Source organism: Paraburkholderia lebeckiae (genome assembly GCF_050436225.1).
Lineage (GTDB): Bacteria > Pseudomonadota > Gammaproteobacteria > Burkholderiales > Burkholderiaceae > Paraburkholderia > Paraburkholderia tuberum.
On the sequence record NZ_JBNDLU010000001.1, the window covers coordinates 3085227 to 3110832 of the forward strand.

A 25606-nucleotide genomic window follows, 5' to 3' on the forward strand; every position below is an offset into this window, starting at 1 on the left:
TCCGGGCTTGGATTTTGAAGCTTTCCAGGCAGCGTCATTTACTGTGATCCCACCGTCATTCCTGCAGGACCTGCTCAACCGCGTCGATATCGTCGACGTGGTCGGCCGGTATGTGCAGCTGAAAAAGGGCGGCGCGAACTTCATGGGGCTGTGCCCGTTTCACAACGAGAAGAGCCCCTCGTTTACGGTTAGTCCGACTAAACAGTTTTATCACTGCTTCGGCTGCGGTGCGCATGGCACGGCCATCGGTTTCCTGATGGAACACGTGGGTGCGTCGTTTCCCGAAGCGGTCAACGAGCTCGCGCAATCGGTGGGTCTCACCGTGCCGAACGAGCCTTCTTCCGGATATGGCGGCGGCGGTGGCGGAGCTGGCAGCGGCTACGCGCCGGCGGCATCGAAGGCCGTCACAACCGCGCTGTCCGATCTCATGCAGACCGCCTGCGACTACTACCGTAAGCAACTGCGCGGTGCGCCGGGCGCGATCCAATATTTGAAGAAGCGCGGCCTGACTGGCGAAATCGCCGCGCGCTTCGGTCTCGGCTATGCGCCGGAAGGGTGGCAAAACCTCGAGGCGGCGTTTCCGAACTATCGCGACGACGCGCTGGTCGACGCGGGTCTCGTGATCGTCAGCGAAAAGTCGGACGCGCAGGGTCAGAACCGCCGCTACGACCGCTTTCGCGAGCGGATCATGTTCCCGATCCGCAATGTCAAAGGGCAGGTGATCGGCTTCGGTGGCCGCGTGCTCGACGGCGGCGAGCCAAAGTATTTGAATTCACCCGAAACGCCGCTATTTAACAAGGGCAGCGAGCTGTACGGGCTGTTCGAGGCGCGTCTTGCGATTCGAGAGCAACATTGCGTGCTGGTCGTCGAAGGTTATATGGACGTGGTCGCGCTGGCCCAATTGGGCTTCCAGAACGCGGTCGCGACCCTCGGCACCGCTTGCACGCCGATTCATGTGCAGAAACTGATGCGCCAGACCGATACGGTCATCTTCAGTTTCGACGGCGACGCGGCCGGCCGGCGCGCCGCGCGTCGCGCGCTCGATGCGTGCCTGCCGCATGCCGCCGACAACCGGACGATCCGTTTCCTGTTCCTGCCCAGCGAGCATGATCCCGACAGCTACGTGCGCGAGTTCGGCACCGAGGCTTTCGCCGAGCAGGTCGAACGGGCGATGCCGTTGTCGCAGTTCATGCTCAATGAGGTGTTGACCGGCAAGGAGCTCGATCAGCCCGAAGGCAAGGCCCGCGCGCTGTTCGACGCGAAACCGCTGCTGCAGGCGTTGCCGGCCAATGCGCTGCGCGCGCAGATCATGCATATGTTCGCCGACCGGCTCGATGTGCCGTTCAGCGAAGTCGCGGCGCTTTGCGAAGTCGATGCGCGGATCGCGGCCGCGGCGCGCGGGGCGCCGGCCCGCAAGGACCGGCGCAGCGTGACCGGCATCGAGGAAAAGACGCTGCGCAATCTGGTGATGTATCCGCGCACGGTCGCGATGCTCGACGAAGAGGCCGAAGAGGCGCTGCTCACCGTAACCCGGCACGGCGAACTGTTCGCGGAAGTGACGACGCACGCGCGAGCCCTCGGCGATTCGGCAGCGTTCCAGTTGTTGTCCGATCTCTTGCGAAATGGCGCGAACGCCCCAACTTTCGAGGAAATCTTTCGCAAAATTCTAGACTATGATGAAAACGTCCGGGATTTGCTGCTGAAAGACCCGCAGGACGCGGCCGTCATCGAGGAACGGCGCGAGCAGGAACGAATTGTCGGCGAGGAGCTGAAAGCCGCGATTTTGAAGATGCGATACGACGCTTATTGCGATCGTCTCGAACAGCTTTCGCGACAGTCGCGGCATACGCCGGAAGAGTTTGCCGAGTTTTCGGAGCTCAACCGGAAGCGGGCCGACATGAAGCGTCAACTCGGGTTGTAGCGGAGAGGCCGAAACCTCGGGTGGTATAATCAAAAGTTTCTAGCGGTTTGTTTTTTCAAGGGTTTTCCTAGCAAAGGCGAAAGGCGATGCGATGGCAAAGACGACAGGCGGAAATCAGACAACGGGCTCACGCGCTAAAGAGCGCACCGGAAAAGTTACCGAAGCCAAGCTGACTGCAACCGCCAGAAGACCGTCTGCTGTCAGCGTTGCACCGGCTGCCGGGAAGAAGTCGTCGACCACTGCGGCCGCGCAGGCCGCACCGGTTCGGGCGGCGAAAGCTGTAGCACCGCCGGCTGCCAAGCGGGCTGGTGTCAGAAGCGCAAGGGAAGCGGCTGCCGTTCAGGACGATGCGGTAGCGCGCGTGACTTCAGTATCCACGGTTCAACCGGCTGTTGTCCAACAGCCGGGGATCGAGACTACAGCCGGTACGGCGAACTCCATGACGAAAAAGCTGAATGAAGTACCCGTCGATGACGATGCAACCCAGGCCGAAGAAACCGCTGCCGCCGCACCGGGCAAGCCGGAGAAGGTCAAGGCTCGCGACCGTCGTGCAAAGGAAAAAGCGCTGCTGAAGGATGCGTTCGCGTCGTCGCAGCCCGGCACGGTGGAGGAACTCGAGGAGCGTCGCTCCAAGCTGCGCGCCCTGATCAAGCTCGGCAAGGAGCGCGGCTTCCTCACGTACGCTGAAATCAACGATCACCTGCCGGACAACTTCACCGAGACCGAGGCGATCGAAGGCATCATCAGCACGTTCAACGACATGGGCGTCGCGGTCTACGAACAGGCCCCGGACGCTGAAACGCTGCTGCTCAACGACAACGCGCCCGCAGCTTCGTCAGACGACGAAGTCGAAGAGGAAGCCGAAGTCGCGCTGTCCACCGTCGACTCCGAATTTGGCCGCACCACCGATCCCGTGCGTATGTACATGCGCGAAATGGGCACGGTGGAGCTGCTTACGCGTGAAGGCGAAATCGAAATCGCGAAGCGCATCGAAGATGGCCTGAAGCACATGGTGATGGCCATTTCCGCGTGCCCGACCACGATCGCCGACATTCTCGCGATGGCCGAGCGCGTCGCCAACGACGAAGCGCGCATCGACGAACTTGTCGACGGTCTGATCGACGCCGACGCGGAAGACGCCGACGGCTTCTCCGCGCAGGAGGCGGAAGCGATCGAGAATGAAGACGAGGAAGCCGAGGAAGAGGACGAAGAGGACGAGGAAGAAGACGATGGCGCGGCGCAAGCCACCGCCAACGCCGCGCAGCTCGAAGCGCTGCGGCGCGCGTCGCTCGAAAGATTCGCGTCGATCAGCGAATGGTTCGACAAGATGCGTCGCGCGTTCGAGAAGGAAGGCTACAAGTCCAAGTCGTATCTGAAGGCGCAGGAAACCATCCAGAACGAGCTGATGACGATCCGCTTCACCGCGCGTACCGTCGAGCGTCTGTGCGACACCCTGCGCGCGCAGGTGGATGAAGTGCGTCAGGTCGAGCGTCAGATCCTGCATACGGTCGTCGACAAGTGCGGCATGCCGCGTGCGGAATTCATCGCGCGTTTCCCGGGCAGCGAGACGGACCTCGAATGGGCCGGCAAGATCGTCGCCGAAGGTCACGCGTATAGCGCGATACTCACGCGCAACATTCCGGCGATCCGCGAACAGCAGCAACGTCTGCTCGATCTGCAGGCGCGCGTGGTGCTGCCGCTGAAGGACCTGAAGGAAACCAACCGTCAGATGGCGGCTGGCGAACTGAAGGCGCGCCAGGCGAAGCGCGAGATGACCGAGGCCAACCTGCGTCTCGTGATCTCGATCGCGAAGAAGTACACGAACCGCGGTCTGCAGTTCCTCGACCTGATTCAGGAAGGCAACATCGGCCTGATGAAGGCGGTGGACAAGTTCGAATACCGTCGTGGCTACAAGTTCTCCACGTATGCGACGTGGTGGATCCGCCAGGCCATTACGCGTTCGATCGCCGACCAGGCGCGCACGATCCGGATTCCGGTTCACATGATCGAAACGATCAACAAGATGAACCGCATCTCGCGTCAGATCCTGCAGGAAACCGGTCTCGAGCCGGATCCGGCGACGCTCGCCGAGAAGATGGAAATGCCGGAAGACAAGATCCGCAAGATCATGAAGATCGCGAAGGAGCCGATCTCGATGGAAACGCCGATCGGTGACGACGACGATTCTCATCTGGGCGACTTCATCGAAGATACGAACACGGTCGCCCCGGCGGATGCGGCGTTGCACGCGAGTATGCGCGACGTCGTGAAGGACGTGCTCGATTCGCTGACGCCGCGCGAAGCGAAGGTGTTGCGCATGCGTTTCGGTATCGAGATGAGCACGGATCACACGCTCGAAGAAGTCGGTAAACAGTTCGACGTGACGCGTGAGCGGATTCGCCAGATCGAGGCGAAGGCGCTGCGCAAGCTGCGTCATCCGAGCCGTTCGGACAAGCTGAAGTCATTCCTCGAAGGGAATTGACGGCGACGGCCGCGGTTGGCCGCAAATGATGCGATCAAAGGGGCCTCCCGGTCGTTTCGCCGAAGCGAAGCGGTTGCGGAGGCTCCTTTTTCGTGTAGTATGTCGGCCAATCGACGAAACGGGCCCGGCCTTCACGACCGGGTCTTTTTTCTTGGGCTGGACGCCGTGTTGGTTGCAGGCAGTGGACTCATAATCCACCTCCGAAAGGACATCGTGGGTTCGAATCCCACCCGGCCCACCAAAGTATCGAAAAAAGGGTTCCGAATTCCGGAACCCTTTTTGTTTTTGGGCGGCCTTCGGCCAGCCTCAGCTGGGAGACCCAGTGACCAGCTTCAACCCCTGCCAGCCGCGTCGCTCGACGAAGCCAATGAAGACCTGCCGCAGCGTCCAGTGCGAGCGCTGACGCGGGTCGCATTCTGTTTCGCATGGCTATTCGGGCTGGAGCCGTTCCTCACAGCATCGTCCGATGAGGTGGCGAACTCGCGCCCGGAGGGTCACTGAGTTGTCGGGCGTTGCAAATTCCGTTTCGAGTCAGCGCAATTTCTACAGACGGCGTGGCTAAGCGAGCTGGGCGGCGCGGTGCTCGCACGTTCGGGCGGCTGAAAGCGGCGCCTGCCTCGCCGTTCATCGAGCGCCGCACGCGATCGCGGGAATAGCCGTTGCGCATCCAACGTAGGGAAACCGTCCCATTCACCTGGAGGCCGTCATGCAAACCGATCCAACCATCGATCCCGCCGCGCCTCCTAATCAGCCGCTCGAGGAACCCAACGGCGAGCCGCGTCCGTTGCCCCACACACCGCCCGACACCGACCCGCTCGCGCCGGGCTCCTCGCCCGAGGACGAGGAGGCGCTTAAGCGCGCTCCGCGCAAACCATAAGCGGTGGTCACGCGTAATCAGGGAAAATCCGTGTAAAAACGGGCGCCACCCCGCCGTTGATTGAATGCGGAAGGCTTGTTGATGCACGCCGTCCGCTTTCAGCGCGGGCCTTGTCACGCGGCGGCCGGCGTCGCAATTTACCTCCGGGCAACGCCCGTGCTGAAGGCTTTTTTGAATCGCGCGCGCATCTTATAGAGGCGTGACAGAGGGTGCTCGCTAAAGCGAGCAATTAGAAGACCGCCGCAATGGCAGTGTCTCAATACTGAATGCTGATTCGACGCGGCGAGCCCGGACCCTTGCGCTGCCCGGGGCGGCGGCGATTGTTTGCGTCGGTCAATAAAGACTAGGTGAATAAGCCGTCTTGGTGAGTCGACGAGTTAATCGCCCCGCCGGAAACCATTAATTGGTGTATTCGCGAGGAAGACTGCATTAACTCTATTAAGTTCCGGCGCTCCGAAAATAAATCTCAAACGACGCGGAAAACCGTCCCTTCCACCATTCGATTACAAAAAATATCGGCCGGTCTTTTCGTCAACTTGCTCCGACCCGATTACGTCACGCGTATTAAAGTACTGTTGCAAACGCACAACTTAGGATATTGACGCGTTGCAAATTCGTTTTGGCTAGAGCTGGCGATCCGGCACCTAGATCTTGCAATAAACGATGGAAAAACAAGAAGTTATACCTATCGGCACCAACATTGTTGCGAATTTCGAAAAATCCTGTTGCGTGAATTACCTGCGTCGGTACCAGGGTGTCCCCCTACACTCACGCTTCGCTTCAAGGGTGCCCGGTCGATCCCTACGGTTCGGCCAAGCGGGTGGCGGCAAATGCGATGCATCGGCTGCTGAGGCGGGTCCTGCTCCCCGTATAAATTTTTCGAATTGGAGTTCCCATGAAAAAGAGTCTCATCGTCGTTGCGGCTGCCGCATCGTTCGCTTCGGTCGCTGCTCACGCACAAAGCAGCGTGACCCTGTACGGTCTGCTCGACGCAGGTCTGACGTACACCAGCAACGTTGCCCACAACTCCAAGTGGGCAGCAGGTAGCGGCGGCATCAACCAGAGCATGTTCGGCCTGCGTGGTTCGGAAGATCTGGGCGGCGGTCTGAAGGCAATCTTCACGTTGGAAAGCGGCTTCAACATCAACAACGGCAAGTTCGCTAACAACAACGGCATGTTCAACCGTCAGGCCTTCGTCGGTCTGTCGAGCTCGCAATTCGGTACGGTCACGCTGGGTCGCCAGTACGACGCAGCGCAGGACTACCTCGCACCGCTGACCGCAACGGGCAGCTGGGGCGGCACGTACTTCGCGCACCCGTTCAACAACGACAACCTGAACACCAACGGTGGTCTGTCGGTCAACAACTCGGTCAAGTACTCGAGCGCTAACTACGCTGGCTTCACGTTCGGCGGCACGTACGGCTTCTCGAACCAGGCTGGTGGCTTCGCAAACAACCGTCAGTACAGCTTGGGCGCCGCATACCAGTGGCAAGGCCTGCACCTCGGTGCTGCCTACGCTCAGCAAAACAACCCGGCTGCTAACGCAAGCGGCGCATCGGACGGCGTTCTGGCGAACACCGCGGGCGTGCTGCAAGGCAACTTCCGTCAGCGTCAGTTCGGCGCAGGCGCTTCGTACGGCTTCGGCCCGGCGCTGGTTGGCGTGGCCTGGACGCAATCGCGCGTCGACAACCTGGTTGGTGCAGCTCCTGGTCAGCGTCAAGGCCACACCAACAACTACGAAATCAACGGCAAGTACAACGTGACCCCGGCTATGGCTCTCGGCGTCGCGTACACGTTCACCGATGCGCGCGGCTACGGCATCAACGCCGACGGTAACGACATGAAGACCCGTTACCACCAGATCGGCCTGCAGGCTGACTACTCGCTGTCGCGTCGCACCGACGTCTACGCTCAGGCTGTGTACCAGCACGCAATGGGTGACGGCGGCGTGGCTTCGATCTACAGCGGCGACAACACGGTTCCGACCTCGTCGTCGAAGAACCAGACGGCTGCTACGGTCGGTCTGCGTCACCGCTTCTAAGCTTCAGCAGAAGCTGCGTGTAGTACAGAAAGGTGCCGTTCGCGGCACCTTTTTTTATGCGCGCGGCAGACCGGTGAGCCGGTTTCCGTATGCGAGGCGAAAAAAACGGGCGTCCCTGGGGACGCCCGTTTTGCCATCACGACGTGAAGCGATTTAGAAGATTGTCCGCAAACCTAGCGCAACGCCGGTCTGGTTGTCGCGGCCCGGCAGTTCGACCGACGCCGCGCCCGACACCTTGTCGAAATCGACGGTGCCGTACACCTCGGTGCGCTTCGACAGCGCATACTCGGCCAGTGCGACGAACGTGTAGCGATAGCCACTGCCGAGCCGACCAGCGCCGATCGCCGCGTTCGACATGTCGTCGTAGTACGCGGCGCCCGTCAGCGTCAGCGCGCGTGGCCTGCCACGTGACGCCGGCGAACGGTCCGTTGTCGATGCGACCCGAGCCCTTGACGATATCGACGCCCGGCACGAGCGTCTGCTGCGCGAGCGCGCTGTCGACGAAGCCGGTGTCGTCCTTCGAATGCAGATAGCCGACGTACAGCTTCGTCGAGCTGAACGCATAGACCGCGTTCGCGTTGAAGATGCTCTGCTTGTGATTGCTGTTGTCGCTGTTCGGCTGCACGCCGGCCGCGACCGATAGCGGACCCGCCACGTACGACAGCGTGAAGCCGTACATGTTGCCCGCGCCGATGATAGATCAACGCTCGCGCAGCGCCATCAGCGCTTTCGCGCAATAACCTGTCGCAATTTTCGACAATTGCACCGTTCTTGGTGACAAAAGTTGACTTTGTCCTGGGCAAGTTTCGAGTAGTCTCGAGCGAATTGACGTATCGACACGACTTTCGGAGCGACGCCAGCACGCGTTTTACGCGTGCGCTTTCACGCATGAATAGTCCATCTTCCGAATCCATCGCGACCTCGCCAGTCGTTCAGGAGCTGACCGACGAGCAATGGCAGCGGGTCGCGCCGCTGTTACCTGAAACCTTGCATGATGACGGCCCGCGCCTTGGTCGTCCGCCGATCGAAATTCGCCACGTGCTCAATAGCGTGATGTGGGTGCTGCACACGCGCGCGCCGTGGAGCGCAATGCCCGAGCACTACGTCCCGTACCAGACCGCGCATCGCTACTATCTGCGCTGGAAAAAAACGGGCGTGTTGAGCGCGATCATGCTCGCGCTGTTCAAGACCGACGACGCTCTCGAAACGCGCGCGACGCGCAAGGGCGGCGTGCGCGCCGGGTAGGGAGCGTCAGTCGCGCCGCTAGATCTGTTCCCGCCCGTTCGCAGCCAGCCGCTCGAGATCGAGCACCTCGATCCGGTTATACGACAGTCGCAAAATCCGCAGCTTCCCGAGGTTCTGCAGCGCCTGATTGATGCGCTGCCGCGACGCTCCCGCGAGCAGACCGACTTCTTCCTGTGAGATCGCCAGTGTGCGACCTGTGTCCGGATACAGATCCGGATTGAAAAGCTACGCGAGCGATTGCGCGACGCGCGCGTCCATGTCGAGCAGCCGGCTATTCTGGATCGACGCGATGAATTCCTCCATCCGGTTGTTCAATTGCCGGATCACGAAGCCTGTGAATGGCAGACTCGATTCGAGTGAGGTATGGAAGGTCGCGGACGGCACGAACATCACGAGCGACGGCCGAATCGCGGCCACGTCGTATTTGCGCAATTCGCGCTTGATCACGCTGCCTTCGCCAAACCAGCCGCCCGGCGGTACCCCCGACAGCGTGCAGCTGCGGCCCGACGCGTTGCAGATAGCGAGCTTGATGAGCCCCGAGTGCACGCCGAACCAATCGTCGGACAGTTGCTGGCGACGGGCGATCCACGCACCGCCTTCAAAGTGCTCGGCGTGAGCCAGGTCAAGGCGGGGCGTCAGTGGCGCCACTCTGTCATTTGAATTACAGACAGTTGATGATGACAATTGCTAGGCTAGGCCCTGGTTCATTCATAGAACACGATCACAACAATCGGCGGCGCGGCTCGCGCCTCAGGAGACGAAGCAATGACACTGCACATGTTCGACGAAGGCCTCGGGCGGCGCGAGGCCAATTATGTCCCGTTGACGCCGATCGATTTCCTCGTGCGCGCAGCGCAAGTGTATGGCGAGCGGCTCGCGATCGTCCATGGGGAGATCCGGCGCAACTGGCGCGAGACCTATGAGCGTGCGCGGCGGCTCGCGAGCGCACTGCGCGAGGCCGGCATCGGCCGCGGCGACACGGTCGCCGCGCTGCTGCCGAACATCCCGCCGATGGTCGAGGCGCACTTCGGCGTGCCGATGGCCGGCGCCGTGCTGAATACACTGAACACGCGGCTCGACGTCGCGACGCTGCTGTTCATGCTGCGCCACGGTGAGGCGAAGGCGCTGATCGTCGACACCGAATACGGCGAGTTCGCACATCGCGCGGCGCTAGAATTCCCGGAGCTCCGCGTGATCAGCGTGGCCGACGCGCAGCCCGCCGACGCTGCGCAGTTCATTCGCGCGACGGACTACGAGCAGTTCCTGCAAACCGGCGACCCTTCCTTCAAGTGGACTCCGCCCGCCGACGAATGGGACGCGATCGCGCTGAACTACACATCGGGCACGACCGGTGACCCGAAGGGCGTCGTCTACCATCACCGTGGCGCATATCTGAACGCGCTGAGCAACATCCTCGAATGGGACATGCCGAAGCACGCGGTCTATCTGTGGACGTTGCCGCTGTTCCACTGCAACGGCTGGTGCTTTCCTTGGACGGTGGCCGCCCGCGCGGGCGTCAACGTCTGTCTGCGCAAGTTCGACGCGAAGATGGTGTTCGAGTTGATTCGCCGCGAACACATCACGCATTACTGCGGCGCGCCGATCGTGCAGAGTTCGCTCGTCAATGCGCCGGCCGAATGGCGTGGGGGCATCACGCATCGCGTGTCGACGATGGTCGCGGGCGCCGCGCCGCCGCCCGCGGTGATCGCGAAGATGAAGCAGATCGGCTTCGATCTGACGCACGTGTACGGGCTTACCGAAACCTACGGGCCGGCGGCCGTCTGCGCGAAGCAGGACGAATGGGACGCGCTCGACGATCAAATCCGCGCCGACCTGACCGCGCGCCAGGGCGTGCGTTATCACCTGCAGGCGGCGGTCGCGGTGCTCGATCCGGACACGCTCGCGCCCGTGCCGGACGACGGCGAAACGATCGGCGAGATCATGTTTCGCGGTAACATCTGCATGAAGGGCTATCTGAAGAACGAGCGCGCGACCGAAGCTGCTTTCAAAGGCGGCTGGTTCCATACCGGCGATCTCGGCGTGCGCACGGCCGACGGCTATATCCGCATCCGCGACCGCAGCAAGGACATTATCATTTCGGGCGGAGAGAACATTTCGAGCATCGAGGTTGAGGACACGCTGTACCGGCATCCTGCGGTGTCGGTGGCGGCGGTGGTCGCGATGGCCGATCCGAAGTGGGGCGAGGTGCCGTGCGCGTTCATCGAGTTGAAGGAAGGCGCGCAGGTGACCGAGGAGGAAATCATCGCGCATTGCCGGCTGTTTCTGGCCGGCTATAAGTTGCCGAAGGCGGTGCGCTTTGGCGAGTTGCCCAAGACGTCGACGGGGAAGATCCAGAAGTTCGAGTTGCGCGCGCAGATCAAGGCGGAGGGGAAAGGGTAACGCGCTGCGATTACCGCTGATTCAGGGCGGCGCGAGTGGCGCGCATCGAGTCACGACGGTGCGCGCCGCTTCGTGTTGCCGTCAAATTCCCATCTTGTGCGCGTTAAAAATCAGCCGCAGGCCCAGCGCGGTCACCGCGCTCGCGGCGATGCGATCGATCCACGCCTTCCAGCGCAGATAGATTTCGCGCGGCCGTTGGCTCGAAAAGCACAGTGCGACGATCGTGTACCAGCCCGCCTCGATCGCGAAGATCGCCGGCGGCAGCGCGAAATAGCACCACACCGGCGGATGCTGCGGCAGCAGCGCAGCGAAGATGCTGCCGTAATAGACAGCCGTTTTCGGATTGCTGAGCTGCGTGCTCAAGCCGATCCAGAACGACTTGCGCGGATTGCCGCCGCTGCCGGTTTGCGTTTCGCTGAATGCGAGCGGCTTGGCGGCGCCGCGCCAGATTTTCGACGCCAGATAGACCAGGTAGACGCCGCCGGCCACTTTCAGCCCGACGTAGAGCCATTCGACCGTCGCGAGCAGCGTATAGAGCCCGAGCAGCGCTATGCCGCTAAAAAACACACCGCCGATGCCCATGCCGAGCGCTGTCGCAAGACCGTCGCCGCGCGACAGACCGATCGCATTGCGTGCGACGATGACGAAGCTGGGCCCCGGACTCATCGCGCCCAATAGCAGCGCGGCGAGGATCGTGAGGATGGCGGTCGAGGCGGGCATGGTCATGTCTCCTGATGTCGGGCCGTTGCCAGAAGTTCTGGCGAATACCGGGTCTCGCATTGTCCGCCAATTGCGCGGAGGAAGCCACGAATACCGAAAACTCGGAAGCCGTGCAATCAGTGCAATTAGAAAAAGTTCTTTGCTGCGGGCAAAATACATCGAATGCTAGAATGACTTTCCATACGCGGAAGCTCCCTCGTCACAACGAGGCGACGCGCGACGCGAAACACCGGCGCAATTCGAGCCACGCCGATCTTTCGAGTAGCCGATTCGCTTGATTCCAGCGCTTCAACTCAGGCGCTTTAATTCAGGATCTGACAGGCATCACTTGCAAATGCGGGTTTTCACGCATTTGCATGGATCGCGTGAATTCGTCGAATTGCTTCCATTCAAATTGAATTACGCACGAGCCTCGTGTTGTCATGCGAGTTGCCCGTTTGTCTAATGCCAGCAAGAGCTGCGACACCAATACGTTATGAAAGAACGAGAAGGACAACATCGACTGTTCGAACGCGACGAGAACCTGCGCGAGCGCATGATCGCGTGGATCCGCCGACGCATGGACGACCACGGCATCACACTCGAAGCGCTGTCCGAATCGCTCGAAGCCGATGCGAACGCCGTGGCCGCGGTGCTGTATCGCGACGCGTTCGGTAACAAGTGGGACGGTCGCGGCGATAAACCGGCGTGGCTCGCGCGCGCGATTCACGCCGGACAAAGCATCGATCATTTCCGCTGCTGAGCGCGCGCAGGCGCACCGCGAAACGGCCGTGCGAAAAAAAGCCCGCGCAAGGCGGGCTCGATCTTTACTGCTCGGAGTCTCGCGACGAATCGCGCATCACAGGTCGAAAAACACGGTTTCCTGCTCGCCCTGCATGTGGATGTCGAAGCGATACACGTTGGCCGTACCGGCAACGCGGCGCGCGATCAGCGTATTACGGCGCTCGGCCGGCACCGACGCGAGCACGGCGTCCTGCTCGTTCGCCTGCGCTTCGTCCTCGAAATAGATGCGGGTGAACGTGTGCAGCAGCATGCCGCGCATCGTCAGGATTACGTCGATGTGCGGCGCTTCGTCGGGATTCGCGCGGCCCGGCTTCACCGTCTCGACGATGAAGCGCTTGTGCGGATCCGTGCCCGTACCGACGCGCGCAAAGCCGTGAAAGCCGGTCTTCAGGATTTCTTCGCGCGATTCCGGATAGTGGCCGTTCGAGTCGACTTGCGACATCTCGATCATCGCGTCGCCGATCACCTTGCCGTCGCCGTCGAACACCTGACCGACGATCGTGATGTGCTCGCCGGCCGCTTCCATGTCGGCCAGAACGTTCGTGAACAGGCTCTTGAAGTCGAAATCGTATTGCTGCGGGCAAAGACCGTAGGCGAAGTACGGACCAACGGTTTGCGAAGGCGTTTGCTTGAGAGTCGTCATGGCTTAGCGCTCCATCGGGGTTTCGTTCGGGCCGCGCAGCACGATGTCGAAATCGTAGCCGAGCGCGTAGGCCTCTTGCGTGGTGTCGAGCGAGAACTTCGAGATCATGCGCTCACGGGCGTGCTCGGGCGTGCCCTGGTAGATCGGGTCGAATGCGAGCAGCGGATCGCCGGGAAAGTACATCTGCGTGACGAGACGCGAGCCGAAGTGGTCGCCGAATAGCGAGAAATGGATGTGCTGCGGACGCCAGGCGTTCGGATGGTTGCCCCACGGATACGCACCCGGCTTGATGGTCATGAAGCGGTAACGTCCTTCGTTGTCGGTGATGCAGCGGCCCGCGCCGAGGAAGTTCGGGTCGAGCGGCGCGTCGTGCTGGTCGGCCTTGTGCACATAGCGGCCGGCGGCATTCGCTTGCCAGACTTCCACCAGCGTGTTGCGCACCGGGCGGCCGCCTTCGTCGAGCACGCGGCCCGTCACGATGATGCGCTCGCCGAGCGGTTCGCCATTGCGCACCGCGTTGCGGGTCAGGTCGCTGTCGAGCGGGTCGAGGTCGTCGGTGCCGTAGACCGGCACGCGCTGGTCGCGCAGCCGTTCCTTCAGCGGAATCAGCGGACGCGACGGACCGCGTTTGACCGACGAACCGTACGGCGGATAGATGTACTCGGGATGGGACGCGAAATCTCGCGGCGAAAGGATTGAATCTTCCATGAGGTGTCTCCGTTGGAGGAATCGGGGGATGCGACGTTATGACTGGCACTTTATACAAAACGTGCGGTTATGAAAAATGACGTTTTTGCCCGTTTCGTATAACCTTCCGTTATGCAACGCAGTCTCGCGGATAGCCGCGTCAAATTCCGTCATCTCCAGTGCTTTCTGGCCGTCGCGCAGTTCGGTAGCGTCCAGCGGGCGGCGGACAGTTTGTCCATCACGCAGCCGGCGGTATCGAAGACGGTCGCCGAGCTGGAGACCATTCTCGGCGTGAAGCTGTTCGAGCGCGGCCGTCACGGCGCGGTGCCGACGCGCGAGGGGCAGCTTTTCATGCCGCACGCGAGCGCCTGCGTGAGCGCGCTTCGCCAGGGCGTCGATCTGCTTGCGCGGGCCGAGGGCGCGGCCGCCGCGACGCTCGAAGTCGGTGTGCTGCCCACTGTCGCCGCGGTGCTGGTACCGCCCGTGCTGAGACAGTTCGCGACGCAGTGGCCGCGCGTAATCGTGCGCCTCGCGACCGGCGCAAATCCGGAATTGCTCGAACGCCTGAAAGCGGGGTCGATCGAATTGGCGATCGGCCGCCTCGCGGACCCGGAGCGGATGGTCGGCCTGAGTTTCGAGCAACTGTTTACCGAGCCGCTGATCGCGGTCGTGCGCGCCGGGCATCCGCTAGCGCAAGGGAAGGCATTGCCCGCCACGTCGCTGGAGGAATTTCCGATCGTGCTGCCGCCGTTCGGCACGCTGATCCGCCAATCGGCCGAGAGCCTGCTCAGCGCGTGGGGCGTGCCGCCGTTGTCGGCGTTCGTCGAGGTGTTGTCGGTATCCACGGGGCGCGCGCTGACGCTCGAAAACGGCGCGGTATGGTTCGTGCCGCAAAGCGCGGTCGAATACGAACTCGCACACGGCATGCTGGTGCGCTTGCCGCTGCCGTTTGCGGGCACCGGCGAGCCGGTGGGGCTGATTCGTCGCTCGGATACACAGCCTTCGGCGGTGGGACGCGCGTTCATCGAGGCGGTGCGCGAGGTCGCGCGGGGCAGAATGGCGGCGGTGTCGGGCAAGGATGCGGGCAAAGGCATCGGTAAAGCCGTCGGCAAAACGGCGCGCAAAGGCAGCCCAGGGGACGCGCCGCTCGACTGATACGCCCGCCTGCCGCACGCATGCCCGCGAGCACCAGCGGCGTTCCGTTCGACATATGAACCAACCAGTACAAAAGGAAGCTTGCGAATGCCCCGCGACCCGGTGTAAAAACACGGTGCGAAAGCCGCCACAGACCGTTGTTCCTGCGGCACGCCGCGTGCGCGCCACGAGCGAGCACGCACCACGCAGCCCCTCGCGAACGACCGGAACACTTCGCGCCGAACCCGGAAAGACCGGCCCCGCATCGAAAGACCGTACAAGGAGATTGCCATGCCCAGCGACTTGCCCACTCCAGAGGCCGCGCAGCGCGCCGTATTGGCGCCGGAGCACAATCCGCTCGGCACGGCGGGCCTCGAGTTCGTCGAGTTCGCCGCGCGCGATCCGCAGGCGCTCGGCGAGACCTTCACGCGGCTCGGCTTCAAGGCGATTGCGCGTCATATCAGCAAGGATGTGACGCTGTATCGACAGGGCGAGATGAATTTTCTGATCAACGCGGAGCCCGATTCGTTCGCGGCACGCTACGCGGAAGAATACGGGGTCGGCATCTGCGCGATCGGGATTCGCGTCGCCGACGCACAGCGCGCGTTCGAACGCGCGGTGGAACTCGGCGCGTGGGCGTTCGAAGGCGAACGCCTCGGTGCCGGCGAACTGTTGATCCCGGCCATTCAAGGCATCGGCGATTCGCACATCTATTTCGTCGATCGTTGGCGCGGGCAAGGCGGTCAGCGCGGCGGCCTCGGCGATATCTCGATCTTCGACATCGACTTCCGGCCCGTCGAAATCGACACGGCCGCAGCCGATCTGAATCACGCGGGCAGCGGCCTCATCGCGGTTGACCATCTGACGCAAACCGTTGGTGAAGGCCGCATGCAGGAGTGGATCGACTTCTATCGCGACCTGCTGAATTTCCGCGAGATCCACGAGTTGCACGCCAACTGGCACGTGGCGGCGGAATCGCGCGTGATGGTGTCGCCGTGCGGCGCGATCCGCGTGCCGCTGTACGAGGAAGGCACGGGCCGGACGAACCTGATGCACGAGTATCTGCCCGATCATCCGGGCGAAGGCGTGCAGCACATTGCGCTCGCCACCGACGACATCCTCGCCTGCGTCGAGCGTCTGCTCGCGAACGGCGTCGAATTCGTTGAGCCGCCGCCGCGCTACTACGAGCAGCTCGATGCACGTTTGCCGGGCCACGGGCTCGATGTCGAACGACTGCGGCGCACGCATGTGCTCGTAGATGGCGAGATCGGCGCGGACGGCGTGCCGCTGCTGTTTTTCCAGACCTTCGTGCGCCGCCGCGCCGGCGAGATTTTCTTCGAGATCGTGCAGCGCCAGGGACATCATGGCTTCGGCGAAGGCAATCTCGCCGCATTGGCCCAGGCGCGCACCGGCAGCTGAATACTGCGCGTAGTCGCATGCGTGATTGGATCACTCACGCATGCGGCTTTCGTCACCTCACGCCCCCTCGGGCCGCTCCACCAACTCCGGATAAATCGCGCCGTATGCGGCGGCCTCGCGCAGCAGCCACTCGCGGAAACTCGCGAGCGGCTTGCCGTGACTCAGCTCGGTCGGATAGACAAGGTAGTACGCGGCCTCGGCGAGCGCGGGCGTATCGAACGGAATCACGAGACCGAACTGCCGCAACTGCGTGTCGACGAAAAAGCGCGGTACCAGCGCAATGCCGAGTCCGGCCGCGGCCGCGCTGATCAGCATCGTGTGCAATTCGTAGCGCACGCCCTGCATCGTGCGGTTGTCGTCGACGCCGAAATTCGCGAACCAGGTCGCCCAGCCATCGGGTCGCGTCGTCGAATGCAGCAGCGGATAGTGAAGTAATTCGGCGAGGTTGCGGACCGGCCGCTTCAGCAGACTCGCCGCGCAGACCGGCACCACTTCCTCGCGAAACAGAAAATCCGCCGACGTACCCGGCCAAGTCGGCTTGCCGTAGTGAATCGCCGCTTCGAAATGCGTCTCGGCGAACGGAAACGTCGCGGTACGCACGCCCATGTTCACGCGCACCTCGGGGTATTGTTCATGGAACGAGGCCATGCGCGGAATCAGCCATTGCGATGCGAACGTCGGCAATACCGCGAGTTCCAGATAGCCGCCGCCGCTGCCGTGCGCGATGATCGATAGCGTGTCGCGATCGAGGTGTTCGAGCGAGCGTCTCACCTGCGCGCTATAGACCTTGCCCGCGCGCGTCAGCACCACGCGTTGCTTGACGCGCACGAACAGCCGCACACCGAGATTGCTTTCGAGCGTGTTGATCTGTCGCGACACCGCGCTTTCGGTGAGGAACAGTTCGCGCGCCGCATGCGTGAAGCTCTGGTGCCGCGCGGCGGCTTCGAACGCGAGCAGCGCGCCCATGTTGGGAATCTTGAACTTTCGCACGTTAATTCCAAAAACGCATCAAGTCGCGAGTTTATCTCGCTTTACGGGGCGCAGAGCGTTTTGAATAATCTCGCCCGTTATGAGGCGCTCGTGCAGCGCTCAACGTATAGCGTGGAGAAGCCGGATGCGAAACTTGAAGAATGCGAACGTCGAACAACTGCTGTTGAAGCTGCTGGGCGCGGAGAAAGCCGCGCGCCTTTTTGCGACGCTGAATCATCCGCATGTGTTGAACGAGTGGGAGAGCGGCAGCGTCACGCGCGCCGAACTCGCACAGGCGATGAACATGGCGCTGTTCGACGATCTGCTCGCGCGCTCGGAAAACGGCCGCCGCTATACGGAGGAAACCATCGTCGCCGGCGGTAGCGTGTACTTCGATCATGGCGCGCTGCGCACCGTGCGCTGGCCGTACAGCGGCGCGCTGCCGCCCGGCGAGGCCGCGTTCGCGCGCATCCTGCGGCCGCTCGGTTTTCGGATCAACGGCCGTTACCCGCTCGATCGTCTCGGCATGACCGGCCGCGCGTGGGCGCAGAAGGACGCCGCCGACGAGATCGCGCAGTTCTTCGTCAGCGAACTGCACCCGGAGCGTTTTTCGGCGGCGTTCCAGCAGGCGGTGACGAACGTGATCGGTGCCTCGCGCGATCCGTTGACGCCGCGCGCTCACGGCCTCTTGTGGGAACTCGAACGCGATGGCGTGCTGCCGCTCGATGCGGCGCACGAGTTGCTACCGGTGATCGTCGCTGCGTTCGCGCGTCAGCACGAGATGCCACACGAAGCCGATTACGAAGTATTGTTGAAGGAATCGGCGGAGATGGCGTGGATCGCTACCGAAGGTAACGCGTTCAATCACGCGACCGATCGCGTCGCGGACGTCTTCAAGCTGTCGGACGAACAGAAGGCGAAGGGTCGGCCGATGAAGCCCGAAGTCGAGCATTCGCGTTCCGGGCGCGTGTTCCAGACCGCGTATCGCGCGGATGTCGTGCAGCGTGAATTTCGCGCGGCCGACGGCAGCGTCGTCACGCGCGACGTGCCGGGCTCGTTCTTCGAACTCATTACGCGCAAGCGCAGTTTCGATCAGGACGCGCGCCGCTGGGAAACGGACCTGCGTTTCGACGCGGGCAACGCACAGGGCATCTTCCGGATGACCGCGAGCCAGGCGGCCTGAGCGCATACGGCGGCGCTAGCGCCGGCATCGCAGACGAGGTGCGCAGTGGGGACGTCATTGTCATTGGATGAAGAGCGGCGGCTTGGCGCGCAGCGGGGCGCTTTGAATGAACCGCGTGTCGCCACGCCTTTCTCGGCCAGCGCGGAGCTATTGCAGGCGCTCGAAAGCGACCTGCGCCAGCACGTGCGCGGCGAGGTGCGATTCGATCAGGGTTCCAGAGCATTGTACGCATCGGATGCGTCGAACTATCGGCAAGTCCCGCTCGGTGTCGTGGTGCCGGCCGATATCGACGATCTGCTCGCAACGCTCGCCGCATGCCGTCGCAACGACGTGCCGTTTCTCGCGCGCGGTGGCGGCACGTCGCAGAACGGCCAATGCGTGAACGTCGCGGTCGTGGCCGACGCGAGCAAGTATCTGAACCGCGTCGTCTCGATCGATCCGCTTGCGGGCGTCGCGGTCGTCGAGCCGGGCGTGGTGTGCGACTCCTTGCGCGATGCCGCCGAACAGCACGGCCTCACGTTCGCACCCGATCCCGCCACGCATAGCCGCTGCACGCTCGGCGGCATGATCGCGAACAACTCGTGCGGCGCGCATTCGGTGATGGCCGGTAAGACCGTCGAGAACATCGAAGCGCTCGAAATCGCGACCTTCGACGGCGCGCGTTTCTGGGTCGGCCCGACTTCCGGGGGAGAACTCGAACGCATCATCGCGGCGGGTGGCCGACAAGGCGAAATCTACGCGGCGCTCAAGCAACTGCGCGACACGTACGCCGAACGGATTCGCGCGAAATTCCCACAGATCAAGCGGCGCGTGTCGGGCTTCAATCTAGATCAACTGCTGCCGGAAAACGGCTTCAACGTCGCGCGTGCGCTCGTCGGCAGCGAAGGCACGTGCGCGCTCACGTTGCAGGCGAAAGTGAGGCTCGTGAAGAGTCCGGCCAGGCGCGTGATCGTCGTGGTCGGCTTTACGGACATCTTTACGGCGGCGGACGCGGTGCCGCATTTCATGCGCTGCGGGCCGATCGCAGTCGAGGGACTCGACCGCGCGATCATTCGCGGCTTGCAGGCGCGCGGCCTGAAGAAGGACGAGATCGCACTGCTGCCCGAAGGCGATGCGTGGGTCGTGCTCGAATTCGGCGCGGACACGCAGGACGAGGTGCTGCAACAAGCACGCGACGCGGCCGCGTATTTCCAATCGGGCGCGGCCGGGCCGCAAATCTCGACGATGCTCGTCGAAGATCGCGCCTTGCAGGCGAAAGTGTGGTCGATTCGCGAGACGGGGGCGTCGGCGGTCGCGTTGTCAGTGGATCGCGACAAGCCCGATCCGGTGGTCGGCTGGGAAGACGCGGCGGTCGATCCGCTGCGGCTCGGCGATTATCTGCGCGCCTTTCAGGCGCTCGTCGATCGCCATGGCTACGAGACGAGCCTGTACGGCCATTTCGGCGACGGCTGCGTGCACGCGCGCATCACGTTCGATCTGCGCAGCGCGGAAGGTATCGCGACGTGGCGCGGGTTCTTGCGCGAAGCGGCTGAACTGGTGGTCCAATTCGGCGGCTCGCTGTCGGGCGAGCACGGCGATGGTCAGGCGAAGGCCGAGTTTCTGCCGATCATGTACGGCCCCGAGCTGATGCAGGCGATGGAGCAGTTCAAGGCGATCTGGGACCCGGCGAATCGTCTGAATCCAGGCAAAGTCGTGCATGCATACCGCGCCGACGAAAACCTGCGCATGGGCCCTGCGTACAAGCCGGTGACGCTGCATACGAGGCTCGCGTTCGCGAGCCAGGAAGGCGACGGCTTTCAGCGTGCGATCGAACGCTGCATCGGGATGGGCAAATGCCGCTCGCTCGAAGGCGGCACGATGTGTCCGAGCTATCGCGGCACGCGCGAGGAAAAGTACTCGACGCGCGGGCGTGCGCATCTGTTCTGGGAAATGCTGCAAGGCGACGTGATCGCCGATGGCTGGAACAGCCGCGAAGTGAAAGAAGCGCTCGATACCTGCCTCGCATGCAAGGGCTGCAAGTCGGATTGCCCGACGCATACGGACATGGCGTCGTACAAGGCGGAGTTCCTTTCTCACTACTATGAGAACAATCGTCGGCCGCGTCAGGCGCTGTTCATGGGGCGGATCGGCGAATGGGCACCGTGGGCCGCGCGTTTTCCGCACGTGACGAACTTTCTGACGACGGCGCCCGGTTTGTCCGCGCTCGGCAAATGGATCGCGGGCGTGGCGCAGACGCGTGCGTTGCCGCGGTTCGCCGCTGCAACGTATAGGCGGAGTGCGCCGTCGCAAGCATCCGCGATTCATGCGCTCGGCGGCGACGCAAACAAGGTGATCCTGTGGGTCGATACATTCAACGACCACTTCACGCCCGACATCGCGCAGGCCGCCGCTGATGTGCTGACGCAACTCGGCTGGCACGTCGTGTTGCCGAAGAAACGTTTGTGTTGCGGGCGTCCGCTGTACGACTTTGGCCTGCTCGAACGCGCGCGCGAGCTGCTCACGCGTATCGTCGACGACCTCGCGGACGACATCGCCGCCGGCGTGCCGCTGGTCGGTCTGGAGCCTGGCTGTCTATCGGTGTTCAAGGACGAGTTGCTGAAGCAACTCCCCGATCATGCGTTGGCGAAGAAGCTGTCCGCGCAAACGTATCTGTTTGCCGATTTCGTCGCGCGTCAGCCGTTCGAGTGGCCGACGCTCGCGGCCGATGTGATCGTGCATGGCCATTGTCATCAGAAAGCGCTATTCGGCATGCAGGGCGACACGGCGTTGCTGAACAAGCTCGGCGTCAGATGGAGGCTGCTCGATACCGGCTGCTGCGGGATGGCGGGATCGTTTGGCTTCAACGTCGAGCATCACGCGTTGTCGGAGAGGATCGGCGAGGACATGTTTGAGGCCGTGCGCGACGCTGTGGCGGCGAATGCGGAAACGATCGTGTTGACCAACGGCTTCAGTTGTCGCGAGCAGATCGAGCACGGCACGGGGCGACACGCACTGCATATCGCGCAACTCGCGCAACGGGCGCTGGCGGCGCGCTGAGTGCGCGCGCCGTGCAGGGCGCGCTATTTCTTCGCTGACTCGTTCGCGGCAGGCGGTGTATGCGGAAGGTCCGCACTGGTCGCCATCCACAGCACTTCGGCGTCTTCCTCGCTGGTCGACACCGCCGCGTGACCCGTGCGGCTGTCGAAGTAGAGGCTGTCGCCCGCGTTCAGATGTGTCGGCGCGTACAGCTCCGAATAGAGGCACACGCTGCCGCTGATCACGTAGAGAAACTCCTCGCCTTCGTGGCGGCCCCAGTCGTCGAATGCATCGAGCGTGTGCGCCGAGATGCGGATGCGAAACGGCAGCATCGCCTTGTGGGCCAGGTCGGTGGCGAGCAACTCCATCTGATAGCCGCGATAAGCGTGGCGCTGGCCTTCGTTCTTGCGTGTCAGTGCGCGCCGGCCGCTCGCGCTGACTTTCGGCGTCGAGCCGAATAGTTCGCCAATTTCGATCTTCAGGCCCAGCACGATTTTTTGCAGCACGTCGAACGTGGGGGACATCAGGCCGTTTTCGACTTTCGACAGCGTCGAGCGCGAGACACCGCACAGGCGGCTCGCGGTTTCGAGCGTCAGATCCTGCGCTTGACGGGCGGCGCGCACGCGCCGGCCGAGATCGGTGGAGGACGTGTCGGCGGATTTGGTGAGGTGGGTGTCCATGAGGCTGCTGCTGGTCGGGTATGCGCTTGATCGGGCGAATAATGTTTCCGATCATAACATTTGGCGTGATCGGGGCCCTTGTGCGCCGATTCACGCGCTCGTGCGCTTTTCTCATCGGAAACGTCACGGTTTTTCCGATGAGTTCGACGCAGCGTGGCGATCTGGAGTTGATGAGGCGTCCTTTGCGCGGCGTTTTTCACGCGCTGCGATTGAAAAGCTCATTGAGCTGCGTACCCGCCGTCGCGCCGGTGAAGTCGAAGCGGCCATCGGCCAGCGCCTGAGCGGCGTGCATGAAGCCACCCCACGCCGCGCGCGCGAGCCCGCCGCCGACGCTGATCCGCCGCACGCCGAGCGCGGCCACGTCCTGCAACGTCAGGGTCGATGTCGAGCCGATCAGCAGATTGACAGGCTTCGGCGCGACGGCCGCGACCACCGCTTCGATCTGCTCGCGCGTCTGGATGCCGGGCGCATACAGGCAGTCGGCGCCCGCCGCCGCATAGGCCTTCAGGCGGGCAATGGCATCGCCGAGATCGGGCTTGCCGGCGAAGAAATTCTCCGCGCGGCCGACGAGCAGCGTGTCGCCGCCGTTCTGATCGATCGCGCGTCGTGCCGCGCTGAGCCGCTGCACGGCGACGTCGACCGGAAACAGCGGCGCGGCGGGGTTGCCGGTCGAGTCCTCGATCGACAGGCCCGCGACGCCCGTTTCCACCGCGAGCGCCACGCTCTCGGCGACTTCTTCCGGGTCGCGGCCGAAGCCGTTTTCGAAGTCGGCGTTGACCGGCAGATCGGTCGCGTCGACGATTGCGCGCAGGTGCGCGAGGATCGTTTCGCGCGGCAACGTGTTGTCCGCATGCCCGGTCGACCACGCAAAACCGGAACTCGTGGTCGCGAGCGCCCTGAAGCCGAGTGTATGCAAATAACGGGCGCTGCCCGCGTCCCACGGATTGGGCAGCACGAAACAGCCAGACGAGTGCAGCGCGCGGAAAGCGGCGCGTTTTTCAGCGGCGGTGCGGGGCATCGCATGTCTCCTTGGTGTGAGGGAGCGGCTCCCTCGTTGAGGGGATAACGCCGGGCCAACTGTTGCGCAGGCGATTCGGCATTCACCAGGGGAAAGTCTATGTCCGTATCGAAACCGTGGTAGATGAAATTGGTGGCGACTTTCACAGACGTTTCCAATAATTGAAAATGACAGCAGGTGAATAAGCCGGCTCAGAGATGCGAAGGGCCGAGTGGGAAGACGGCATTCGCGACGAGGTCATTTCCCCAAAGGAGGCACAACATGAACATCGCGACCCAGATTCGGTCGATCCCTGCCGTGTTGGTGCTCACGCTCGTTGGCTGCGCCGCAGGCGGCGGGAATGGCGGCGCGCAAACGCATCTGAGTGCAACGCAATGCCGCGATCTGACCGATCTCAGGAACAAGGCACCGGCCACGCACCAGCGGAGCATGAGCGAACTGACAGCGCTGCGGCAAGCGGGCTACCACCCTGAACGACGCTTTGATCCTGACTATCCGGCGAGTCTCGAGCGCGCGCAGAGGCAGGTGGACATCTGGTATCAGGCGGAATGCCCGCAGGCACGGGCTGGGTGAATCTGCCGCGGCGTCAGAATTGGCGGTACGTTGTTGGTGCCGCATAAACGTAAAAAGCGGGCGCATGCCTCGAAAACATGCGCCCGCTTCATATCGGTTCGAAACGGCGAAAACCGCAAAGAGGGGAAAGGGCCGTTAACTCGAGAATCTTTCCTCGCTACAGACATTCGCCATACGTTCGCGACTCGTCACTGACCGTCCGGATTGACCCACATCGGATGATGGCCCGCTTGCGATGATCCGCCCATCGACGACCCATAGCCAGACGTGTCGCCTTGGCCCTTCGCGTTCATCGCGGAGACGCGTGCCTCGGCCGCCTGGATGTCCGCGGGATACTGGGCGTCGAGCACGATGGCCGGGTTATAGCCAATCTGTTCGAGTTGCTGCACCTGTGCCTTGACTTCGGCCCGCGTGATCGGCTGTTCCGATTGCGCGAACGACGCGACCGGCGCAGCGATCAGGGCCGTAAGCGCAACTGCCTGGATAAGCGATTTCATGATGTTTCCCTCCGTAGTTGTCTATCCGGCACCGCAGCGATACCGGTGCCATAAGCGCAGTCTAGAGGGGGGTGAACTTGGGGAAAACCACTAGCCGACTAATTCAGTATTGCAAAGAACGGGTAGTCGGCGAGCTGTAATCTCGCCGTCGCGGGTTCTCGTAAAACAGCGCAAAAGCGGCCGTAAATCTGGTCACACACCTTTGCGCACATCAACCCGATAACTCGTGATTTGCCGATAAGTATCTCCGGGTCGCACGATTACTTCGTTCTGTCCGGTCATATTGACCTCGTTCGGGAAACCGCCCGCCTCGAGGCACAAGCCGGCGTGCCGCTGGTAGCGGACACCGCCGCGTCCCGGGTTGCCGTTCAACGCGTTGCCCGTGTAAAACTGCAAGCCCCGCTGATCGGTCGCGACGGTCAGTTCGCGTCCGCTGCCCGGATCGTATGCACAGGCGACTTCGCGCAGGGGCGGCGCGTGGCCGTCGTTGCCCTTCGTCGCGTTTGCCGGCGCCTCGCGCAGCACGTAGCAATGATCGAAGCCGCCGGCGCGCGCGAGTTGCGCGTGCGGCCAGTCGAGCCGGCCGCCGATCGGCGCGCTCTGCCGGAAGTCGAATGCGTTGCCCGCGACGTCGGCGAGCTTGCACGGAATCATCGTCGCGTCGACTTCGAAAAAGCGCTCGGCGTCGATCGACAGCACGTGGCCGCGAATGTCGGTGCCCGCGTGCCCGGTCAGGTTGAAGTACGGATGGCTCGTCAGATTGAGCGGCGTCGGCGCGTCGGTGATCGCTTCGTAGCCGATCGTCAGCGTGCCGTCGTCGTCGAGCGAATAGCGTACTTGCACCGTCACGTTGCCCGGAAAACCGGCATCGCCTTCGGGTGACTCCAGCCGCATCAGCAACGCGCCGTCGTCCTCGGCGACCTCCCACAACGCCCGATGAAAACCGACCGTGCCGCCGTGCAGCAGATTCGGACCTTCGTTGCGATCGAGCGTGTACTCGATGCCGTCGAGCGAAAAGCGCGCGCCCGCAATGCGATTCGCCCAGCGGCCGATCAGTCCGCCCATGTAGGTCGAGGCCGCCACGTATTCGGCGGGCGTGTCGTGACCGAGCAGAATATCGCCGAGACGTCCGGCGCGATCCGGTGCGTGCCACGAAACCAGCGTCGCGCCGAGGTCGCTGATGGCGACTTTCATGCCGTGCGCGTTGCGCAACGTGTAAAGCCGTACGCGATCGCCGCCCTGCAGTGTGCCCCACGGCTCGGAAGAGAGTTGTGCGATGCTGATCATGTGGTCAGTGCGAAGAAAAAATAGAAAGCATG

20 protein-coding genes, 1 tRNA gene and 2 pseudogenes are annotated in these 25606 nt (G+C 62.8%); 13 read left to right on the forward strand and 10 right to left on the reverse strand.

Features of this window, described 5'->3' with window-relative positions; translation table 11 throughout:
• Positions 1–43 precede the first annotated feature (43 nt).
• The 5 genes from dnaG (at position 44) to OKW45_RS14450 (ending at position 7321) form a co-directional block, all read left to right on the forward strand.
• Positions 44–1921, forward strand: coding sequence for a DNA primase (gene dnaG, locus OKW45_RS14430; protein WP_429469076.1), 1878 nt, complete (start codon positions 44–46; stop codon positions 1919–1921).
• Positions 1922–2012: 91 nt separating this feature from the next.
• Positions 2013–4403: an RNA polymerase sigma factor RpoD gene (gene rpoD / locus OKW45_RS14435; RefSeq protein WP_084754380.1), complete on the forward strand. Its 2391-nt coding sequence runs from the start codon at positions 2013–2015 to the stop codon at positions 4401–4403.
• 153 nt (positions 4404–4556) lie between these two features.
• Positions 4557–4644: transfer RNA gene (locus OKW45_RS14440), tRNA-Ile, on the forward strand.
• A 465-nt stretch (positions 4645–5109) separates the two neighbouring features.
• Positions 5110–5280 carry a hypothetical protein gene (locus tag OKW45_RS14445; RefSeq protein ID WP_429469078.1) on the forward strand — a complete coding sequence of 57 codons (171 nt, stop codon included), beginning with the start codon at positions 5110–5112 and terminating at the stop codon, positions 5278–5280.
• A gap of 895 nt (positions 5281–6175) precedes the next feature.
• Positions 6176–7321, forward strand: coding sequence for a porin (locus OKW45_RS14450; protein ID WP_429469081.1), 1146 nt, complete (start codon positions 6176–6178; stop codon positions 7319–7321).
• A 153-nt stretch (positions 7322–7474) separates the two neighbouring features.
• On the opposite strand, the pseudogene OKW45_RS14455 reads toward OKW45_RS14450, so the two are convergent.
• A pseudogene (locus OKW45_RS14455) lies at positions 7475–8015 on the reverse strand (porin); the annotation flags it as partial.
• 194 nt (positions 8016–8209) lie between these two features.
• Here OKW45_RS14455 and OKW45_RS14460 point away from each other — a divergent pair.
• On the forward strand, positions 8210–8566 hold the full coding sequence (locus OKW45_RS14460; RefSeq protein WP_429469083.1) for a transposase: 357 nt from the start codon (positions 8210–8212) through the stop codon (positions 8564–8566).
• Positions 8567–8584: 18 nt separating this feature from the next.
• On the opposite strand, the pseudogene OKW45_RS14465 reads toward OKW45_RS14460, so the two are convergent.
• Positions 8585–9166 (reverse strand): annotated as a pseudogene (locus tag OKW45_RS14465) (Crp/Fnr family transcriptional regulator); the annotation flags it as partial.
• Between the two features lie 165 nt (positions 9167–9331).
• Here OKW45_RS14465 and OKW45_RS14470 point away from each other — a divergent pair.
• The gene (locus tag OKW45_RS14470; RefSeq protein WP_429469086.1) at positions 9332–10966 is read left to right on the forward strand and encodes an acyl-CoA synthetase; all 1635 of its coding nucleotides are present in this window, start codon (positions 9332–9334) and stop codon (positions 10964–10966) included.
• Between the two features lie 81 nt (positions 10967–11047).
• Here OKW45_RS14470 and OKW45_RS14475 read toward each other — a convergent pair whose 3' ends face one another.
• Entirely contained in the window at positions 11048–11686 is a 639-nt protein-coding gene (locus OKW45_RS14475; RefSeq protein WP_018424204.1) for a LysE family translocator, read from the reverse strand.
• Between the two features lie 475 nt (positions 11687–12161).
• Here OKW45_RS14475 and OKW45_RS14480 point away from each other — a divergent pair, with 475 nt between their 5' ends.
• The gene (locus OKW45_RS14480) at positions 12162–12428 is read left to right on the forward strand and encodes an H-NS family nucleoid-associated regulatory protein (RefSeq protein WP_018424205.1); all 267 of its coding nucleotides are present in this window, start codon (positions 12162–12164) and stop codon (positions 12426–12428) included.
• Between the two features lie 96 nt (positions 12429–12524).
• On the opposite strand, the gene pcaG is transcribed toward OKW45_RS14480, so the two are convergent.
• Together pcaG and pcaH are read right to left on the reverse strand one after the other, a co-directional pair.
• Positions 12525–13112, reverse strand: a complete 588-nt coding sequence (pcaG, locus tag OKW45_RS14485; RefSeq protein WP_429469089.1) for a protocatechuate 3,4-dioxygenase subunit alpha — start codon at positions 13110–13112, stop codon at positions 12525–12527.
• Positions 13113–13115: 3 nt separating this feature from the next.
• Positions 13116–13820 carry a protocatechuate 3,4-dioxygenase subunit beta gene (pcaH, locus tag OKW45_RS14490; RefSeq protein WP_429292037.1) on the reverse strand — a complete coding sequence of 235 codons (705 nt, stop codon included), beginning with the start codon at positions 13818–13820 and terminating at the stop codon, positions 13116–13118.
• A 111-nt stretch (positions 13821–13931) separates the two neighbouring features.
• Here pcaH and pcaQ point away from each other — a divergent pair, with 111 nt between their 5' ends.
• Positions 13932–14954: a pca operon transcription factor PcaQ gene (gene pcaQ, locus OKW45_RS14495; protein WP_429469093.1), complete on the forward strand. Its 1023-nt coding sequence runs from the start codon at positions 13932–13934 to the stop codon at positions 14952–14954.
• A 270-nt stretch (positions 14955–15224) separates the two neighbouring features.
• A complete protein-coding gene (locus OKW45_RS14500; RefSeq protein WP_429469096.1) occupies positions 15225–16352 on the forward strand; it encodes a 4-hydroxyphenylpyruvate dioxygenase family protein in 1128 nt (375 codons plus the stop codon).
• Positions 16353–16409: 57 nt separating this feature from the next.
• On the opposite strand, the gene OKW45_RS14505 is transcribed toward OKW45_RS14500, so the two are convergent.
• Positions 16410–17342 (reverse strand): LysR substrate-binding domain-containing protein, encoded by a 933-nt coding sequence (locus tag OKW45_RS14505; protein WP_429469099.1) that lies wholly within the window; start codon positions 17340–17342, stop codon positions 16410–16412.
• Between the two features lie 124 nt (positions 17343–17466).
• Between OKW45_RS14505 and OKW45_RS14510 the strand changes: the two genes are divergently transcribed.
• Entirely contained in the window at positions 17467–18504 is a 1038-nt protein-coding gene (locus tag OKW45_RS14510) for a DUF1338 domain-containing protein (protein ID WP_429469102.1), read from the forward strand.
• 63 nt (positions 18505–18567) lie between these two features.
• Positions 18568–21540 (forward strand): FAD-binding and (Fe-S)-binding domain-containing protein, encoded by a 2973-nt coding sequence (locus tag OKW45_RS14515; protein WP_429469405.1) that lies wholly within the window; start codon positions 18568–18570, stop codon positions 21538–21540.
• Positions 21541–21563: 23 nt separating this feature from the next.
• On the opposite strand, the gene OKW45_RS14520 is transcribed toward OKW45_RS14515, so the two are convergent.
• Positions 21564–22199 (reverse strand): helix-turn-helix domain-containing protein, encoded by a 636-nt coding sequence (locus OKW45_RS14520; protein ID WP_429469105.1) that lies wholly within the window; start codon positions 22197–22199, stop codon positions 21564–21566.
• Positions 22200–22395: 196 nt separating this feature from the next.
• On the reverse strand, positions 22396–23217 hold the full coding sequence (locus tag OKW45_RS14525) for an isocitrate lyase/PEP mutase family protein (protein ID WP_429469108.1): 822 nt from the start codon (positions 23215–23217) through the stop codon (positions 22396–22398).
• 261 nt (positions 23218–23478) lie between these two features.
• On the opposite strand from OKW45_RS14525, the gene OKW45_RS14530 reads away from it, so the two are divergent.
• Complete coding sequence (locus tag OKW45_RS14530; RefSeq protein ID WP_018424215.1) at positions 23479–23790, forward strand: hypothetical protein; 312 nt, start codon at positions 23479–23481, stop codon at positions 23788–23790.
• A 188-nt stretch (positions 23791–23978) separates the two neighbouring features.
• On the opposite strand, the gene OKW45_RS14535 is transcribed toward OKW45_RS14530, so the two are convergent.
• Positions 23979–24287 (reverse strand): DUF4148 domain-containing protein, encoded by a 309-nt coding sequence (locus OKW45_RS14535; RefSeq protein ID WP_018424216.1) that lies wholly within the window; start codon positions 24285–24287, stop codon positions 23979–23981.
• A gap of 192 nt (positions 24288–24479) precedes the next feature.
• Positions 24480–25574 (reverse strand): aldose epimerase family protein, encoded by a 1095-nt coding sequence (locus OKW45_RS14540; protein WP_429469111.1) that lies wholly within the window; start codon positions 25572–25574, stop codon positions 24480–24482.
• Between the last annotated feature and the right edge of the window lie 32 nt (positions 25575–25606).